The organism is Ulvibacterium sp., assembly GCF_028285715.1.
Taxonomy (GTDB): Bacteria; Bacteroidota; Bacteroidia; order Flavobacteriales; family Flavobacteriaceae; genus Ulvibacterium.
In genome coordinates, this window is the sequence record NZ_JANQOO010000020.1 from 218498 (window position 1) to 238222 (window position 19725).

General features: G+C 43.4%; 8 protein-coding genes. All 8 read right to left on the reverse strand.

All coding sequences use genetic code 11. The features are described from left to right. Positions 1–6: 6 nt before the first annotated feature. Complete coding sequence (locus Q0993_RS12505) at positions 7–2436, reverse strand: ABC transporter permease (protein ID WP_299533479.1); 2430 nt, start codon at positions 2434–2436, stop codon at positions 7–9. A gap of 45 nt (positions 2437–2481) precedes the next feature. Then, positions 2482–4968 (reverse strand): ABC transporter permease, encoded by a 2487-nt coding sequence (locus Q0993_RS12510; RefSeq protein WP_299533480.1) that lies wholly within the window; start codon positions 4966–4968, stop codon positions 2482–2484. A 30-nt stretch (positions 4969–4998) separates the two neighbouring features. Next, on the reverse strand, positions 4999–7398 hold the full coding sequence (locus tag Q0993_RS12515) for an ABC transporter permease (protein ID WP_299533482.1): 2400 nt from the start codon (positions 7396–7398) through the stop codon (positions 4999–5001). A 45-nt stretch (positions 7399–7443) separates the two neighbouring features. After that, the gene (locus Q0993_RS12520; RefSeq protein ID WP_299533484.1) at positions 7444–9870 is read right to left on the reverse strand and encodes an ABC transporter permease; all 2427 of its coding nucleotides are present in this window, start codon (positions 9868–9870) and stop codon (positions 7444–7446) included. 28 nt (positions 9871–9898) lie between these two features. Continuing rightward, positions 9899–12265, reverse strand: coding sequence for an ABC transporter permease (locus Q0993_RS12525; RefSeq protein WP_299533485.1), 2367 nt, complete (start codon positions 12263–12265; stop codon positions 9899–9901). 65 nt (positions 12266–12330) lie between these two features. Further along, complete coding sequence (locus Q0993_RS12530) at positions 12331–14721, reverse strand: ABC transporter permease (protein ID WP_299533486.1); 2391 nt, start codon at positions 14719–14721, stop codon at positions 12331–12333. Between the two features lie 65 nt (positions 14722–14786). Continuing rightward, positions 14787–17222 (reverse strand): ABC transporter permease, encoded by a 2436-nt coding sequence (locus Q0993_RS12535; RefSeq protein WP_299533487.1) that lies wholly within the window; start codon positions 17220–17222, stop codon positions 14787–14789. A gap of 74 nt (positions 17223–17296) precedes the next feature. Beyond that, on the reverse strand, positions 17297–19696 hold the full coding sequence (locus Q0993_RS12540; RefSeq protein WP_299533488.1) for an ABC transporter permease: 2400 nt from the start codon (positions 19694–19696) through the stop codon (positions 17297–17299). Positions 19697–19725: the final 29 nt, after the last annotated feature.

Consider the following 19725-nt stretch of genomic DNA (forward strand, 5'->3'; position numbering starts at 1 on the left):
TGATCTTTATTCGGTTCGCAAACTTTTTACAGGGTTGGCAATTGCGGATTTTATGGATTGGAAACCGACGGTAAGCAATGTAATGAATAGGGCAAAACCCCCAGCCAGGATAAATACCCAGAACTCAATCTCGATTTTATAGGTAAAGCCCTCCAGCCAGCGTTGCATAAAATAATAGGCAATAGGTGAGCCTATCAGAAAAGCAATCCCGACCAGCTTTAGAAAATCCCTGGTCAAGAGCTGTACCACGGATTTCACACTGGCCCCCAGTACTTTTCGTATACCGATTTCCTTCTTTTTCTGTTCGGCAACATAGGATACTAGACCAAAAAGGCCCAAGCAGCTGATCACTATGGCCAACAGCGTAAATACAAAGGAAATTTGACCCAACCGTTTCTCCTCGGCGAACAATTTTTCAACTTCCTTATCGATAAAGGTATAGACGAAAGGGGTATTGGGCGTAATAGATCTCCAAGCCTGCTCCAAATGAGCCAACGTGGTTTTAAAATCCTTGGTTTCCGTTTTTAGGACCAACCAATCTGGGCTGGTGTCATTGTACAATAGAATAGGATCAATAGCCGATTTCAAGGTAGCGAAATGATAATTTTCGACAACGCCAACAATTTCATAGGTGGAACTTATCCCCTCGTAGGTTTGTACCAGTTTTGATGCCAAGGCATCCTCCAACTTGATGTTGAACTCATCCAAAGTGGCCTTGTTTACGACCACTTGGCTGCTGTCATTTTTCCGAAGAGGTCTACCGGACAACAGTTTTGTACCTACCGTATTGAAATAGTTCGGGGTAATACCACTGTAGAACACAGCGGTCTGATTGGTATCGTCCTGTCCAGGCAGGTGTATGCCCAGATCACGCATTATTATGGCCGAAGGATAATCATTGGTACCCGCTACCTGAGAAACTCCGGAAATGGATGCCACTTGGGATTGGATGGCATCAAATTTGGTCTGTGCATCTTCAGTACCCAGACGTATGGCCAACAAGTTTTCCCTATCAAAGCCCATATCCTTGGTCTGGGCATATTTTAATTGTTGGGTTACAATAATTACAGCCGTAACCAAGGTTATGGAAACCACAAACTGAAACACCACCAAGGCCCTTCTAAAATTCCCATTTCCGGATTTGATGTCGATAATTCCCTTAAGGACCTTTACCGGTTTTATGGCCGAAAGCACTAGGGCGGGGTAAAATCCGGCTAAAAGGCCTGTTACAAGACCAACCCCAAAGAGGAGGATTAGTATCCTTAAGTTCAGGACATCTGAAAAAACCAAGTTACCCTCGGTCAAGGCATTCATAAAGGGCAACAAGAAAATAGTTATGGGGATACAAATAAACACGGCAATAAAAGACAACAGTACAGACTCCCCCAAAAACTGTTTGATAAGGGATCCCTTTTCGGCACCAACCGTTTTCCGTACGCCTATTTCCTTGGCCCGTTTTCCTGCCCTGGCCGTGCTAAGATTCACAAAATTAATGCAAGCGACCAACTGGATGATTCCAGCCAACAACAGAAGAGCATACAAATATTCAATGTTGGAAACGGTATGAATCTGCATTTCAATACCCTTGGAATATAAATGAATGTCCTTTACGGGCTGTAACAACAAGGTTTTGTCAAAGCCTGCCGCAGCCAAATCATTAGAGCCCCTGTCCTGTAAAAAATCCGGGAGCTTTTTCTCCAAGGCTACGGCATCTGATCCGGGAGCGAGTTTTACATAACTATGTACAAAATTCTGTGTCGCATAGTTCTCCACACTTCTTACATAGGCCCCTAATCCGGGAGAGGTCATGCTTAGGATATAATTGGGATCAAGGTGCGTCTTATGGATGCCTTCTTGGAAGACTCCGGTCACGGTAATATTCATTTGCCCCTCTCCTGCTCCCAAAACCAATGTTTTATTCAATGCGCTTTCGGTCCCAAAGAGCTTTTGGGCCAAGCTAGAGGAAAGTACCATACTGCTCGGCGCTTTTAAGGCCTCGTTCCCATTGCCTTCCAAAAGAGGATATTTAAATAATTTAAAAAAAGTAGAATCGGCCACATATCCCCTAGGTTCAAAATACCCTTCTTCGCTGTCCGAAACCCGCAACAATTGCTCATTGCCTTCTCCAAAATAAACGATGCGGCATACTTCGGATACTTCCGGGAAATCCTCTTTTAGGGCGAACGCTATTGGGGGACTGGCCGTACCAAAATCAGAATCTATGCTATTGTTCTGTATGCTTTTGGTCTTTGTTCTTACCCGATACAGATCGGAAGCGTTTTCATGATGGGTATCGTACCCGAATTGTGCATTTACATGGGCCAAGATACTGAGGCAACACACCGTACCCACGGTTAGGCCTAAAAGATTTATAATCGTTTGAAGCCTATTTTTAATGAGACTTCTCCAAGCTGTCTTTAGATAATTTCGAAACATGGTCGTATTGTTTTTTAATCCGCCAAAGGGGGACAAATTGATGATTTATTCCGTACGCAAACTCTTTACAGGATTGGCAACGGCCGATTTTATGGATTGAAAGCCTACCGTTAGCAAAGTGATGATAAGGGCAAAACATCCGGCCAGGACAAATACCCATACATTAATTTGGATCTTATACGTAAAATCCTCAAGCCAGCGTTGCATACAATAATAGGCTATGGGAGAGGCGATCAAAAAGGCAATCCCTACCAATTTTAGGAAGTCCTTGGTCAACAGTTGTACCACTGAATTGATACTAGCTCCTAATACCTTTCGAATACCGATTTCCTTTTTCTTTTGTTCCGCTATATAGGAAACCAGGCCAAAGAGACCCAGGCAACTAATGATTATGGCCAGGATGGTAAACAAAGCGGCGATTTGGCCTACACGCTTTTCCTCATCGTATAGTTTCTCCACTTCCTTATCTATAAATGCCGGGACAAACGGTGAATCCTTGACATTTGCCTTCCAAATGCCCTCCAAATTGGCCATCAGTTCCCCATAATTGGATGTCTCGAAACGCAGCAACAACCGATGTGGGTCACCATCCCTAAAAAGTACCAAAGGCTGAATGGCTTCTTTGAGAGAGGAAAAATGAAAATCACTCATTACCCCTACAATTTCAAATTCATTCTCTCCTCCTGTTAGCAGTCTTGAGGTCAGTGCATCTTCCGGTTCAATATTAAAGGCCCTTAGCGTAGCCTCGTTCACGATTATTTGTGTACTATCCGATTCCCGGAAATCCCGACCTTTGGAAAGAATGATCCCCATGGTATTTATATAGTTCTTCCCTACAAGATTCACTTGTACCTGGGTACGATCTTCAGGATTCCGTCCCGGCATATAAAAACTAGCCCCGTTAATGATGTCCTCCGAGGGTGAAACCCTACTCCCGGAAATTTCGGTAACCCCGGGGACCTTTAGAAATTCAGATTTTAATCCTTCAAATTTATCGCGCGCGTTACGTGTATTCAATTGAATGCCGATCAGATTGTTCTTTTCGTACCCGAGATTCTTTTGTTGGGTATAATTAAACTGCTGGATAACTATGATGACCGTGCTTATCAGGGTAATTGATATCACAAATTGAAAAACCACCAACCCTTTTCGTAGCCCACTATTTCCAGACTGTAGATTTATGGTACTCTTAATGGCTGATACAGGTTTTATGGAAGATAGCACCAATGCCGGATAAATACCGGCCGTGAACCCTGTTAAAAATCCTATCCCCAAAAGGGAGTACACGATTTCTGGACGAAATAAGTCTATATAGGTAAGGTCGCTTTGTGCCAATTCGTTTATAAAGGGCAACAATACCAACGTAATCGGAATACTTATCAAAATAGAGAAAAAGGACAATAAGAGTGATTCTCCTAAAAATTGCGAGACCAAGGATTTCCTATTCGCCCCAACCACCTTTCGTACCCCAATTTCCTTAGCTCTCTTGTTGGCCCGGGCTGTACTTAGATTAATGAAGTTGATGCAGGCCACAAGCTGAATGAAAAATGCCAAGGTCAACAACAGATACAGGTATTGAATATCCGATACCCTATCAATCTGTCCGTTGATGCCTTGGGAATACAAGTGTATGTCCGTTACTTTTTGAAGTAACAGTTCCTTCTTCATATTTATGTCCGCAAGATCGCTCCCTCCCCGTTCCTGTAAGAAATTTGGGAATTTTTGTTCCAACTCCTTTGCACTGGTACCTGGCTTCAATTTCAAATAGGTGTAGGCAAAGTTATTCTGCGCGTAATTGTCGTTACCCTTTACCCACTCGCCCAGGCCCGGAGTGTTCATACTAATGATATAATTGGGTTTCAAATGTGATTTTCCAAAAGTCTCATCAAAAACCCCCTTTACAGTAAGCTTCAAAGGGTCGCCGTCATAACCAGAAATCTCGACCGTTTTGTCCAAGGCCTTTTGATTTCCAAACAATTTTTTCGCCAAAGACGAGGAAAGAATCAAAGTACTTGGTTCGTTTAGGGCAGTAGGGCCCCCTTCCAATAACCTATAATTGAATACCTTGAACAAGGTAGAATCGGCCAAATAGGCCTTGGACTCGTAAAACCCACTCTCCTCACCTGCCGCTCGTATGATATCAACATTGAAGAGATCTACCAAAACCACTCTAGTGACCTCCTCTATTTCCGGAAAGTCCTCCTTGGCCGCAAAGGCAATGGGAGGTGATGATCCTGCAACACGCGCTCCATCCGAGCCTGTACCTGCCCCCTCTATGTTGGTCTGTATCCTATAAATGGAATCTGCATTTTCATGATGTACATCGTAACCCGTTTGGTCAAAAACGTATAATAAAATAGTTAGGCAACTTACAGTACCAATGGTTAGTCCCAATAGGTTAATAATGGTCTGTTGTTTATTCTTGGTCAGATTCCGCCAAGCAATTTTTAGATAATTCTTTAACATGATTCTCGTTTTTTGATGTAGACCTTTCAGGCCTTCCGCCCCGACTTCATCCTCTGGTCTGGGCATGCTTGGAAAACCTTACCGATCCAAGTTGTTCTATTCTGTACGTAAACTGTTGACCGGATTTGCATTTGCTGCCCTAATGGCTATAAAGCTCACCGTTAGAATTGTAATGGCCAGGGCCCCGATAACCGCCAAGGCAAAAATCCACCACTCCAGGATTACGCGATATGGATATTCCTGCAACCATCCATTCATTACATAGTAGGAAATGGGAATGGCAATAAAACTGGAGATGGACACTAGTTTTAAAAAGTCCTTTGAAAGCATATTCCAAACATTGAACACTGATGCTCCAAGCACTTTCCTCACCCCAATTTCCTTGGTACGCTGTTCGGCGACAAAGGAGGTAAGCCCAAATAGTCCTAGACAGCTTATGAGTATGGCCAGAGCGGTAAAAATGGCCGACAGGCTTCCTATCCGCTCCTCCGCAGCAAATTTTTCGCCGTATTCGTCGTCCACAAAATCATACTGAAAAGGGATATTGGGAAAATGTGTTCGGAAGACTCTTTCAATTGTGGCTATACTTTGATTTGCACTTTGATTGGGATTTAACCTAAGATTGTAATAACTGCCATTGCCATGCTTGTCGAAAACATAAACCCCTTGTTTTACGGGTTCATAAGGTGATTGTGCGATCATGTCCTCCACCACTCCTATGATCTTCAAGGGCGGGTCTGGATCCTCGTCATCGTTATCCTTTAGGAATTTACCGATAGGGTCGGTCAATCCCATATACTTTACAGCAGTTTGGTTCAGCAACACGGCATTGGAATCCGAAGGAAATTCCCTGGAAAAATCGCGCCCTTGTACAATTTTCAAATTCAGGGATTTGGCATACTCCCAGGACACCTCTGTCCAGGCCAAATCCTCCTGAAATCCTTCGGGCTTGCCCTCCCAGTCAAATCCATTACGATTGGACCAAATTCGGGTAGTAGGGCTACTGGACGATGACATTTCCACAACGGCACCGGAAGCCAGGAATTCATTTCGCATCAAGTCATATTTCCCGGAAAAATCTTGACTAAATGTCGGTATTTGGACCAGCCCCTCCTTGTCATAGCCGATAGGGCGATTCTTGGCGTGGTTTATCTGCTGCATTACAATGACCGTCCCAATAATAAAGGCCACGGAAACCGTAAATTGCAGTACCACCAAAATCTTCCGCGGTAATCCTGCATATTTTCCGGCTTTAAAGGTTCCTTTCAGTACATCTACCGGTCTAAAGGAGGAGAGGTAAAGCGCCGGATAGCTTCCCGCCAGAAGCGCGGTAAATGCAATAAAAATTATAGAAATACCCCAAAAACTGGTACTTGTCCAAGGAAACTCGATTTCCTTTCTGGCCAATTCATTGAAACCGTTCAAGGACAACAACACAATTATGATAGATAGAAAAAATGCAAACAAAACTACCAGGAACGATTCGCTCAAAAATTGGTTGATCAACTGATTTCGCTGAGAGCCTATCGATTTTCGGATGCCTACTTCTTTGCTTCTTTTTTCGGAACGGGCGGTACTAAGGTTCATAAAGTTGATACATGCTAAAAGCAGAACAAAGGCCCCAATGATGCCAAAAAGCCAGACGTACTTTATGCGCCCGCCAACTTGCTTTCCATTTTCAAAATTCCCCCGCAAATACCATTCGGTCATAGGAAAAAGAAAAAGTTGCGGGTTAAATTCGGCATTGTCCTCGTCCGCATTCTTTTTTACATCCCTAATGTTAGCGGTCACTTTCTCCATAGAGGTATTATCCGCAATTTGAACAAACATCTGAAAGGAGTTATTGCCCCAAAAGTTAATGGCATTCTTCACCCATTCCTGGGTAGTGATATATTTTTCCCAAGGCATCACGAACTGGGTATCATGAAACGAATTATTTGCCGGGATATCCTCATAAACACTCGTAACCATCATATCATACTGGCTATTGACCTCAATAATTTTCCCTATGGGATCCTCCTCGCCAAAAAGGGCTTCCGCCGCGGACTGGGACAACATAATGGAGTTAATCTCCCGCAGACCATCCTTTTCTCCTTTTAGAATGGTAAGATCTAGCATTTCAGGAGCATCGGCCTGCATGAAATTACCGGAACGGGAAAGACTGGTCTCCTTATATTTCAGATATTGGCTAGTGGTCCAGGACGACATGACCAAATACTTGAAGTTATCCGCGTAACCGTCCCTAAAAGCCATTTCCAAGGGTCTGGGTATGGCCGGACCTGTACCTATTTGTCCATTAAAGGTCTGTGATTGGAATACCTGCGCTATCCTGTTCTTGTTCTTAAAATAATCGTTATGGGTAAGCTCGTCCTGTATCCATAATCCAATTGTTAGGGTAACGGCCATTCCCAAGGCGAGGCCACCAATGTTTATGGTAGAATACCCTTTGTTCTTTTTTAAATTGCGCCAAGCGATTTTTAAATAGTTTCTAAACATTATGTTCTTTTTTATACTGAAACAGCTTCAGTGTGGATTGATGAATTACTCTGTTCGCAAACTTTTTACTGGATTGGCCAGAGAGGCTTTGATCGATTGAAAACTTACGGTAACCAAAGCGATGACCACTATGGCCACAAAGGGCCATGCAAAAAATGTCCAATGAATTGATATGTGGAATGCATATCCCTGCAACCAATTGCTAGCCATATACCAAGCCAGAGGAATGGAAATTAAAAAAGCAATGGCCAACAAAAGCGCATATTCTCGGTACAACAGTTTTAAAATACCCTGTACCGACGCACCCAAAACTTTTCGTATCCCTATTTCCTTGGTGCGTTGTAACGTGGTGAACGAAGCTAGGCCAAAAAGACCCAGACAGGCCACGAAGATGGCCAATACCGTAAAAAGCCCAAACACTTGGCCAAATCTGTGATCTGCCTTGTACTGCTTATCAAATTGTTCATCCAGGAAAAAATACTCGAAAGTATTTCCCGGAAAAAAAGTATCCCATTCCGTTTGTACTTGGGCAAGGGTTTGGGATATTTGGGCCATATCCGTTTTTATGGAAAAATATCCATATACCCCGGGGTTCAGGGTGAGAATAAGCGGCTCATAAGCATCTCGAAGCGATTGTTGATGGAAGTTCTCTACAACACCGACAATGGTACATTGATCGCCCCAAAACTCAATTTGCTTTCCAATAGCTTCCTCTGGGTCATCAAAGCCTAATTGCTCGATTCCCTTTCGGTTAAAAACAACATTGACGGCATCGGCCCCAAAATCTTCCGAAAACGTTCGGCCGGCAATCAACTTGGTATCGTACAGGTCCAAAAAATCATAGTCCACCCGAATAAACCGGTATTGCTTTTGTTCCGAGTCGTCTTGGGTCACCAACCGTATTCCCCCGGCATTGTCCCCTGTCCCCTCACCGGGAACTACAGAGGAAACCGCTACATTTTTTATGGCAGGGTACTGCAAAAGTGTTTCCTTTAGGGCTTGTTTTTGTGCCGCAAAGGTGGAATCTGTTGCAATAGGAGGTCGTAGCACTACGGTTTGGTCAATGTCTATACCCAAAGACTGATCTCGCATAAACTGTATTTGTTGATATACCACCAGGGAACCAATCAATAAAAACAGGGAGGCCGTAAACTGAAGTACAACAAGCCCTTTGCGTAATAATGCTCCTTGTTGGGCACCTCCCATATTTCCCTTAAGTACTTCAACAGGTCTAAATTTGGAAAGCACAATAGCCGGGTATAATCCGGATAATAGCACCCCGGAAATGAACAGGGCGGTGAGGCCCATCCAAAAATTGGTTCTAGTTAATAGCTCATAGGATACTGGCTGGCCAGAGATTTGATTAAAGGCGGGAAGGGCAATGATCATGATAATCAATGCCAATAACAGGGCCAAACCATTGAACAATCCGGATTCAAAAAAGAATTGGGTAATCAACTGTTTACGATTGGATCCTACGGTCTTACGCACACCAACCTCCTTGGCCCGCCCCACGGCCCGGGCCGTAGCCAGATTGATATAATTGACCCACGCAATCACGATGATAAAGAAAGCAATTCCCAATAAGAGAAGCACAGTTTTGGCATCTCCGTTGGGAGCAGGTTCGTCTATATAATTTGCCTCCAAATGTATGTCGGTTAAGGGCTGGAGCCTGTAGGTTACCGAAGCGTTAAAGCGCCGCAAGAGCTCGCCCACCCCTGCTTCGACCACGGGAGCAAATTTTGCCTCGACCTGACTCGGGTTCACCCCTTTTTGAAGCAAAACATAGGTTAGGCAACCGTCCCATGCCCATGCCTCGTCAGGATCGTTCGTCCCATTTGAATTTGTTTTTACCTGTTCCACAAAACTGGCATAGGATGCCAAAAAGTTAGGTTGCAGTTGGGTGTTCACCGGCATATCCTTAAAGACACCGGTAATCCGATAGTTTTTATTTCCACTAATGGGCAGGATTTTATCTACCACATCCGTAGTGCCAAATATTTTACGTGCCGTACTTTCCGAAATAGCGGCTGTATACGGTTCATCCAAAAGATTATCCTTTTTACCATGGAGCAACGGGTAGGAAAAAACAGTAAAAAAGGAACTGGTGGCAAAGTACACTTCTTCAATTTTTAGTGGCCGATTATCTACCTCAACAATAATATCCCCGGTTTTGGAGACTTTTACATACTCCTCTATTTCCGGTATGGCCTCCTTAAAGGAATTTCCAACGGCATATGCCCCTGCCGCCCACTGGGTGGAAAGTTTCCCATTGTCATACCGGTCTTGTTGTACCCGATAAATCCGGTCTTCCTTTTCATGAAAATTCTCGTAGCTGTATTCAAAGGCTACGTATTGCAGAATAAGCAAGCAGGCCACGATGCCGATGGCCAACCCTCCGATATTGATCCAAGAATAGATTTTGTTCTTGATCAAGTTTCGCCAAGCGATTTTTAAATAGTTTTTAAACATAGCGTATGTGATTGATGATTTTAATTTTTCATTCTGTCCGTAAACTCTTTACGGGATTGGCATTTGCGGCCCTCAAACTTTGAAAGCTTACCGTGGATAAGGCAATGAACAAAACTGAAAGTCCTGCCAGACCAAACATCCACCACCGGATTTCGATGCGAAAGGCGAATTCCCGCAACCATTCATGCATGGCGTACCATGATATAGGTATGGCAAGAACAAAAGCTATAAAGACCAATCTTATAAAATCCTGTGAAAGCATGTTGACCAAGCGAAGGGCACTGGCCCCCAAAACTTTGCGAATACCAATCTCCTTGAAGCGTTGCTCGGTCATAAAAGCGGAGAGACCATATAGCCCCAAACAGGAAATAAAAATGGCCAATAGGGCAAAAATATTGAATATGGCCCCCATCTGTTGTTCTCCTTTATATTGTGCATCCAAATTGGTATCCACAAAGTTGTATGTCAAGGGATAGGCCGGATTTAAGGCCCCGTAAATCCCTTCCAATGCAGCTATGGTATTTTCAGTACGCCCCGGAGCAGTCCTGACCACAGCCAGGGACCCTCTTTTTCTGTGCTGTAGGATCAGAGGTTCAATGGCATATTGAAGCGGCTTGTAGTTAAAGTCCTTTACCACACCGATAATAGTCCCTTTGTTGCCCCTAAAGGTTAAGCTATTACCTACGGCATTTTCCACATCCATTTTCATTACTTTGGCGGCGGTCTCGTTAATTAGGTAGTCGTGATTGTCCGATGAGGTCCTGGAAAACCCTCTACCCTCCAAAAGTGTCATCTGAAAGACATTCAAGAAATTTTCATCTGCGTCAATATGTGGAAAAAGCACTTGGGAGTTGGGATCTTTACCTTCCCAATAAATATCAAAATCCCCAGTTACCAGATTGGCGGGCAAGTCGGAAATTATGGAAAAATCACGGGTCAATACATTTTGTTCCAAGGCCGTTTTCAAAGCTTCCTGTTTATCCCACAGCTCACCTTCCATGGGAATATAAATCAAGTTAGACTTGTCATATCCCAAATTCTTATTCCGGATGAAATTCAGTTGGGTATAGATTACGGTGGTACCGATGAGTAATAAAATGGAAACTACAAATTGGGAAATTACCAATCCGTTTCTAAAAAAAAGGTTGGAACCGGAAAGCTTTATTTTCCCTTTCAACACTTTTATGGGCTTAAATCCGGATAGAAAGAGTGCCGGGTAACTTCCTGAAACGAGGCCGGTAATCAAAGCTATAGCCAATAACCCGATCCAGATGTTGGCATCCCCTAAATGCAATTGAAGTTGCTTTTGTGCCAAATCATTAAAGGCCGGCAAAGCCAGATACACCAACCCTATAGCAAGAATCAGGGAAAAGAAGGCTATCATCAACGATTCCCCAAAAAACTGGAATATCAGTTGGTTTCTGCCTGCCCCGATTACTTTTCGTAAACCTACCTCTTTGGCTCTCCGGGAAGAGCGCGCCGTAGCCAAGTTCATATAATTGATGCAGGCTACAATTAAAATGATAAAGGCCACTATAAAAAAGATGTTTACATATTGAATGTTTCCATGGCCTGGGACATCGATCTGTAAATTTGAATGCAGGTGGATGTCCGTTAAAGGTTGTAGGTTAAACGTAATTTCAAACTCGGTCATTCTAGTGGCATAAATCTGGTTGATTTTTTCAACAGCCGCTAAAAGATCTTTCTCCGAGGTAATCGCTCCCTTTTTAAATTGGAAATAGCCATAAAAATTGAAAGAATCCCATACCCTGTTCATCAAATCGTAGTTGGTTTTAGCATGATAGGTCATGGGAAGAATGGCGTTGAACTGCAGATGCGAGTTTGAAGGGACATCCGCCATTACCCCGCTTACGGTAAACGTATCGGTATTGTTGATTTTGATGGTTTTACCCAATGCCTTTTCGGTACCAAAGAACTTCCGGGCCGTAGTCTCGGTTAGCAAGATTCCGTCCGGTCGGGAAAGTGCGGTCTTGCGATTCCCTTCGCTTAAGGGAAAAGTGAATACATCCAAAAAGTTAGTGTCGGCAAAAAAGATGAAATCCTCCTTGAATTTTTGGCCGTCCACTTCGAACAGTTCTTCAAAGGGATGGCCTAGTCTAAGGCTGGATTCTATTTCAGGCATTAATTGCGGAAGTTCCTCAACCATTCCAGCAGGGCTCACCGCTGCTTTGAAATCTTCATTGGCCTTGGCCGTCAGTCGATAAATTTGGTCCGCATTGGCATGGAAGGTATCATAACTCGATTCATGCCGTACCCAAAGAAGAATTAGGATACTACAGGCCATTCCAATTGCGAGACCGCCCATATTTAAAAGGGAGTACCATTTCTGTAGTATGAAATTCCTCCACGCAATCTTTAGATAGTTTTTAAACATGACTCTTACTTTTTATACCGCCCTTGATCAACATCAAGTTTTTCACGGAATTTGATACTACTTATTCATTCTGTCCGCAAACTTTTTATGGGGTTCTGTCTTGCGGCCCTCATGGATTGGAAACTCACTGTAAAAAGTGTTATCAACAAGGCACCAAAGACGACGACTAAAAAAATCCAATATGGCATTTTTGCCCGATATTCATAGTTTTCCAACCATCGGCCCATAAAATAAACCGCAATGGGTACCGCAACCAAACAGGCGAAAGACACCAGTACCAAAAATTCCTTGGAAAGCATTTTCCAAAGTTCCAGTATTGACGCGCCCAATACCTTGCGGATTCCTATTTCCTTTGTACGTCTTTCGGCCATAAACGAAGCCAGACCAAATAGGCCCAAACAACTGATGAAAATGGCCAAAACGGAGAACATTCCGGATAACTTCCCAATACGTTCCTCGGCCCTGAATTTTTTGGCAAACGCGTCGTCCACAAAATGATAATCAAAAGGGACATTGGGGACGTGTCTTTTGAATATCGAAGCAATCCCGGCCAAGGATTCCGAAACGCTTCTTTTAGGTAATAATGAAAGTACCATCCAATTGGTATTGTCATAATTTATGGTGTACACTGCTGGTTTAACCGCCTCAAAAGGAGACTCCGTTACTATATTCCCAACTATCCCTATTACCTCATGGTCTTGATCTCCCCAACGAATGGTTTTCCCAACGGGGTTATCCAATCCCATGTAGGCCAACGCCGCCTCGTTTAAGATAAATGCGGTTGAGTCCGAGGCAAAACTTCTGGAAAAATCCCGTCCTTCCAGTATGTCCCAGCCCACGGCTTTCCCGTAATCGTGGGAAACAAAAAAAGTGACTAGATTGATGGAAAGATCTGGGTCCTTTCCTTCCCAATCAAATCCTCCATTACTATTCCATACCTCGGTCAATGGGCTTGAAGACTCAGCCACCTCTGCGACAATTTTGTTGGTTTTTAATTGCTGCCGAAGTAGATTGTATTTACCTTCGTAATCCTCAGTCTTCTTTTCCATCATTACCAATTGCTCCTTATCATAGCCTATCGGGCGATCTTTGGTATGTTGAATTTGTTGCACTATGACCAAGGTGCCCAGAACAAGGAGTACCGAAATCGTAAATTGTAGCACTACTAATCCTTTTCTTATCGTTAAGGTAGACTTTGCGGATAGTTGCTTTCCCTTCAGCACTTTCACTGGTCTAAAAGCGGATAAATAAAGTGCTGGATAGCTCCCTGCTAGGATACTGGTAATCATAATAAAAAGTAGGCAAAGGGACCAAAACGATAGGCTTAACATCGGAAAGACTATTTGCTTATTGGCCAGTTGATTAAAGGAGGACAAGCCCAAAAGGACTAAAACAACCGCCAAAAGGAACGCAAAAAAGGTGGTCAATAAGGACTCCGTTAAAAACTGGCCGATTAACTGCCTTTTATTGGACCCCACCACCTTGCGCACTCCTACTTCCTTTGCTCGCTTCAAGGACCGTGCAGTGGATAGATTCATGAAATTAATGCATGCCAGGAGCAATACAAAAATCCCAATAAGGCCAAACAGCCATACGTATAGGATGGGGCCGTTGGTCTGGACACCATTTTTCCAGCTTGATTTCAAATGCCAGTCCTTCATGGGATGTAAGAATAGCTCCGGACGACTACGTCTCGATCTTTTGGGTAAATTATCGTAAACGGCATTGCGGATCCTTAGACTTACTTGATCCATTACGGATTTAGGAGAAATCTGCGCAAACAATTGATACGAATTGTTGTCCCATAAATTTTCATCCCTAGCCCTTCTTACCCAATCCGTGGACGAGACATAGAGTTCCCAAGGTGCAATAAATTTAAGATCCCTTAGTTCGGAGTTGAACGGTAAATCCTCAAAAACCCCGGTAACCAAGACGTCCAGAGCGTTATTTATCCTTATTTGTTGCCCTATGGGATTATCGTTGCCCAAAAGCATCCGTGCTGTGGCCCGCGATAGTACGATGGAGTTGGGCTCCATTAAACCATTCCAATTTCCACTTACCATGGGCAAGGAAAACATTCGCATCGCATCCTCCTCCATGAAGGCACCATTACGGATCAATTGTTTTTCATCCTTGGATAATACATAGTTACTAGGGGAAGAACTCATAACCACATGTTCAAAATGGTCTCCATATATATTTCTAAGCTCATCTCCCAAGGGATAAGGTATAATGTGCCGGGTTCTTTTTTCTCCATTAATGGTTTTGTTCATGAGGACTTTTGCTACATGGTCATAGTTCTTGTGAACAGTATTAAATGTCAGCTCATCATGCACCCAAAGACCAATGAGCAAAACCACGGCGATCCCAACCCCTAGCCCACCTATGTGTATGGCCGAGTAACCCTTGTTCTTCCACAAATTCCTCCACGCAATCTTTAGATAGTTTTTAAACATGACTCTTACTTTTTATACCGCCCCTGATCGACATCAAATTTTTCTGGCCATTTGATACTACTCTTTTATTCTGTCCGCAAGCTTTTTACCGGAGGTGTCAGAGCGGCTCCCACGGATTGATAACTAATGGTGACCAAGGCAATAATCAAGGCAATAATCGTAGCCCCTAAAAACACTTCCCAACCCAAGTTGATCTTATAGCTAAAATCCTCCAACCAACGGCTCATCATATACCACCCAATAGGTAGGGCCAACAAAATGGAAATCCCGACCAGTTTTAAATAATTAATGCTCAATAACTTGTAAATACTCTGAAAAGACGCCCCCAGCACCATACGGATACTAATCTCCTTCTTTCGTTGTTCTACCATGAAGGCGGAAAGCGCAAAAAGACCCAAGCAGGCTACAAAAATGGCCAGAATGGCAAAGACTAGGAAAATAGTCCGAATACGACTTACATTATTGTACATTTTGGCGAAGGAGTCATTCATAAAGGCATAGCGAAAGGCCATATTGGGCATAAATTCCCGCCACTTGCCTTCAATGGAAGACAAAAGCGCGGGCATATCTCCGGTATCCGCCTTTACCGAAACAATAGATGGACTGATTCCCCTGAAAAAGCACAAGGGTTGTATCTCTTGTTTCATAGTATTGAAATTGAAGTTTTCCACTACCCCAATAACCTCATACAATTGGCCAAACCTGGATATTCGTTTCCCAACAGGATCTTCCAAATTCAATTTCTCCACCATGGCCTGATTGATAATCGTTGCTTCATCGTCCGAGCTGCGTTCTTCCGAAAAATTACGTCCTTCCACCAACTTCATTCCCAAGGTCTCCAAATAGTTTTCGTCAATAACCCAGGCCTGTCCACCAACCGTTTGGTCAATATTTTCCCTTCCTTCATTCACAAAGCTATTGCCGTTCCGTTTGGTACCTTCAATAGGTAGGTAGTCACTGATACTGACGCTGCTTACCCCGTTCAAGTTTTCCAGTTCATCCTTAAAGGTTGCTACCCTATCGTCCAGCATGTTGGTCCCATACAGTTGTATTACCTGTTCTTTTTCGAATCCAATCTTTGAGTTTAGGATAAAATCCATTTGTTGGTTTACAATAAGCGTCCCTACTATGAGGATAATGGAGATCGTAAACTGGAACACAACCAATCCGCTACGCAATCCACTGGTTTTTTTGCTTTGGCCCATCATCCCTTTAAGTACCTTGGCCGGATTGAACCTGGACAAATAGAAAGAGGGGTAGAGACCGGCCAAGGTGCCCACTAAAAAGGCCGCCACCAAAACTAGTGGGATAAAGACCGGACTGTCCCAGGGAAAGGTCAAGGCCTTTCCGGACATTTCCCTAAAAAGAGGCATCAACAACCCCGACAATACAATACCAATAACAAATGCAATGATCGTAATGAGAATGGATTCCGTTAAAAATTGCCCTACCAGATACATACGGGAAGAGCCTACAGCTTTCCGTACTCCTACTTCCTTGGCCCGGTTAACGGATTTGGCTGTTGAAAGATTTACAAAATTGATACTGGCTATTATAAGAATGAAAAGGGCGATAATGCCAAAAATCCAGATAATCTTGATGTCGTTGCGGTAACTTGATTCAAAATCAATTTGGGCAGAATATAGGTTGATGTCCGTCAACTTTTGCAAGGACATACTCAGTTGATCCTCCAGGGTTTCTCCCTGCACGAATCCCGCAGCCAAAAAGGCAGGCTTCATATAGGTATGAATGAGCGTATTGGACATCTTTTCTTCAAAAGCGGCCACATCCGTATCCGGTCGCAAAACCAAGTAGGTGAAATAATTGTTCTGGAACCATCGGGTTTGCTCCCCTTCACCAAATTCAACTCCCTCCAGGGTAATAAAGAAGTCATAATCCAGGTGGGAATCGCTTGGAAAATCTTTCATGACCCCGTTAATCCTAAAGGGGTCTTCATTGTTTCCATTCAAATACATGACCTTGCCCACGGGATTTCCCGTATTGAAGTGTTTTTGGGCCATAGTCTCGGAAATCACGATGGTTTTGGGTTCCGAAAGGGCCGTAGATGCATCACCGTGTACCATAGGAATACCCATAATGTCCAATATGGATTGATCCGCATAGGCAAAGCCTTCCTCATGATGCTGCATGGATCTACCTTCAAAACGGATTTCATTGCTTCCAGCCCCATAGAACAACCCATTGGCCATAAGCCGTCCCGAATTCTCCACCTCGGCAAAATCTTCCAGAACGGTAGGTGCCGTATTGGCGGAAAAATGAATTCCGGTCTCTAGCCGACCATCATCGATATAGGTTCCTATCATTCGATATACATTTGCCGAATTGGGCACCTGTTTATCATAACTCACCTCGTGAAGAATGTAGATGGAAATCAGGATACAGGCCGCAACGCCTATACTAAGTCCAACAATATTAATAAAGGTAAACCCTTTGTTCTTCAACAGGTTTCGCCAAGCGATTTTTAAATAATTCTTTATCATGATTTCCGTTTTCTTAATTCATTACTATTTAAAGACCTTCCCTTTGATTCCGCTACGGGTCACAAGAGAGGCTTTTATTCCATACGTAAACTCTTTACCGGATTTACTATGGCTGCTTTTATGGCCTGAAAACTTACCGTGAGTAAAGTAATGGCCAAGGCACCTAGTATTGCAGCGGCAAAAATCCACCAACTTATTTCAGCCCTATAAGCGTATTTCTCTATCCACCCGTTCATATAATAATAGCCGATGGGAATAGCGATACAGCAGGATATAAAGACCAACACTACAAAATCCTTGGATAACAATTTCCATAAGCTATAGACTGATGCTCCCAGAACTTTACGTATGCCTATTTCCTTGGTTCGCTGTTCCGCTACAAAGGCAGAAAGCCCAAAGATTCCCAGAGAACTTATGCAAATGGCCAATAGTGCAAAAAAGCCGGCCAGTTTGCCCGTACGCTCCTCATCAATAAAATTGCGGGCATATTCATCATCTAAAAAATTGTAGGTGAACAAACTCTTGGGGTCGTGCTTGTTAAATACCTTTTCAATATGGGCAAGTGCAGTTTTGGTATTACCCCCCTTACCAATTTTTACGTTGATGAAACTTAGAAACTCCCCATAATGTAGCGTGAAAATTGTGGGTCTAACTTGTTCATAGGGTGACCGCGTTACCATATCCTTGGCCACACCAACAATTTTAAAAGAACCATTTTCGCCCCATTTTACAAATTCTCCCACAGGATTTTCCAATCCCATATAACGTACAGCCGTTTCATTGATGATAAAGGCCAGGGAATCACTCTTAAAGTCACGCGAAAAGTTGCGTCCCTCCTTGATTTCCCAATTGATCATTTCCCCAAAGCCGTGCGTTGCCCTCAAGGTATTGAACTCCTCGCTCATTGCAGGGTCCTTGCCCTTCCAATCGAAACCGCTATTGGTCACAAAGGTCCCCGTAACCAACACATCGGAAGCCGCTACTTCCTTAATATCATTGGATTGTAAAATTTCGCTGCGTATTGCTTCAAAACTGTTACGGACTTGGGGATCATTGATGGGCACATAAAGCAATCGCTCCTTGTCATATCCTGCCGGTCTTTCCTTTGCATATTGTATTTGATTATAAATAACGATGGTGCCAATAATAAGGACCACGGAAATGGTAAACTGGAATACGACCAAGGCCCTGCGCAGGCCAGAAGCACCTTTTCCACTGTTAAAGGTTCCTTTTAGCACGTTAACGGGATTAAAGGACGAGAGGTAAAAGGCCGGATAACTTCCCGCAATAAATGCGGTACAGAACATAAAGAAAAGGCACGATACCCAAAACCAAAGGTTGTTATACGGCATTGACATGGCCTTATCCGTAAGGTCGTTAAAAAACGGTAAGGCCAACAAAACCAAGACCAAAGAAATTACAAAGGCCAGGGAAACCACTAAGAAAGATTCGTTCAGAAATTGAAAAATCAATTGGTTTTTGACCGAGCCAATTGTCTTTCGGATACCTACTTCCTTGGCCCTCTTGACCGATTTGGCCGTACTGAGGTTCATAAAGTTGATACAGGCCAACAGTACTATAAAAATGCCAATAACACCAAACAACCAGACACGTTCAATGGCACCACCTGTATTTATGCCGTTTTCAAAACGGGAATACAGATGCCATTTTTTCATGGGATGCAAATGAATCACAGGCTTGGTTTTTGCGCCTCCATCCGCATTCTTTTCATGATTGTACTTTACATCCTTGATCAAAGTGGAAACCGCGGCGATATCCGCTCCCTCCGTTAACTGTACATAGGTTTGGAACCAATTGTTGCCCCATCCCACACGTTCCTCAAAATTAGCCGTGGTCTTTAATAGTTCCCAAGGAGCTATAAAGCTCAGGTCGGCAAAATCCGAATTCCGGGGAAGATCCTGATAAATCCCGGCCACCTGGGCTTCCATCATGGTGCCGATCTTTACATTTTGGCCCATCGGGTTTAAATTTCCGAACAAGGCCATGGCCGTGGACTCTGATAGCAGCATGGAGGTCGGGTCTTTTAAGGCATCTCTTTTTCCCCTTAACATCTTTAGGGATAGCATATGTGCAATACCCGGTTCCATAAAATTTCCTGTGCGGGTAACTTTGGTTTCATCTTTTTCGCCTACGGTCAAGAGTTCATTATTTGTAAACGAACTGGTTATCACATGTTTAAAATGATCTCGATACATTGTTCGGAGCACCGGGGCCAGTTGCATAGGTTGATTGACCCCTGTCTTTATCCCATCGCTGAAGTTTTGGGTTTGCATTACCTGTGCAATGGAATTATAATTTTCAAAGCCTTTGTTATAGGAAAGCTCATCATAGACCCAAATACCGATAAGCAGTGTAGCGGCCATGCCCAGTGCCAGGCCACCAATATTTAAAAATGAATGGCCTTTTTTCTTAAGTAGACTCCGCCAAGCGATCTTTAGATAGTTTTTAAACATGATTTTTCTTTTTTAATCGACAACTATTT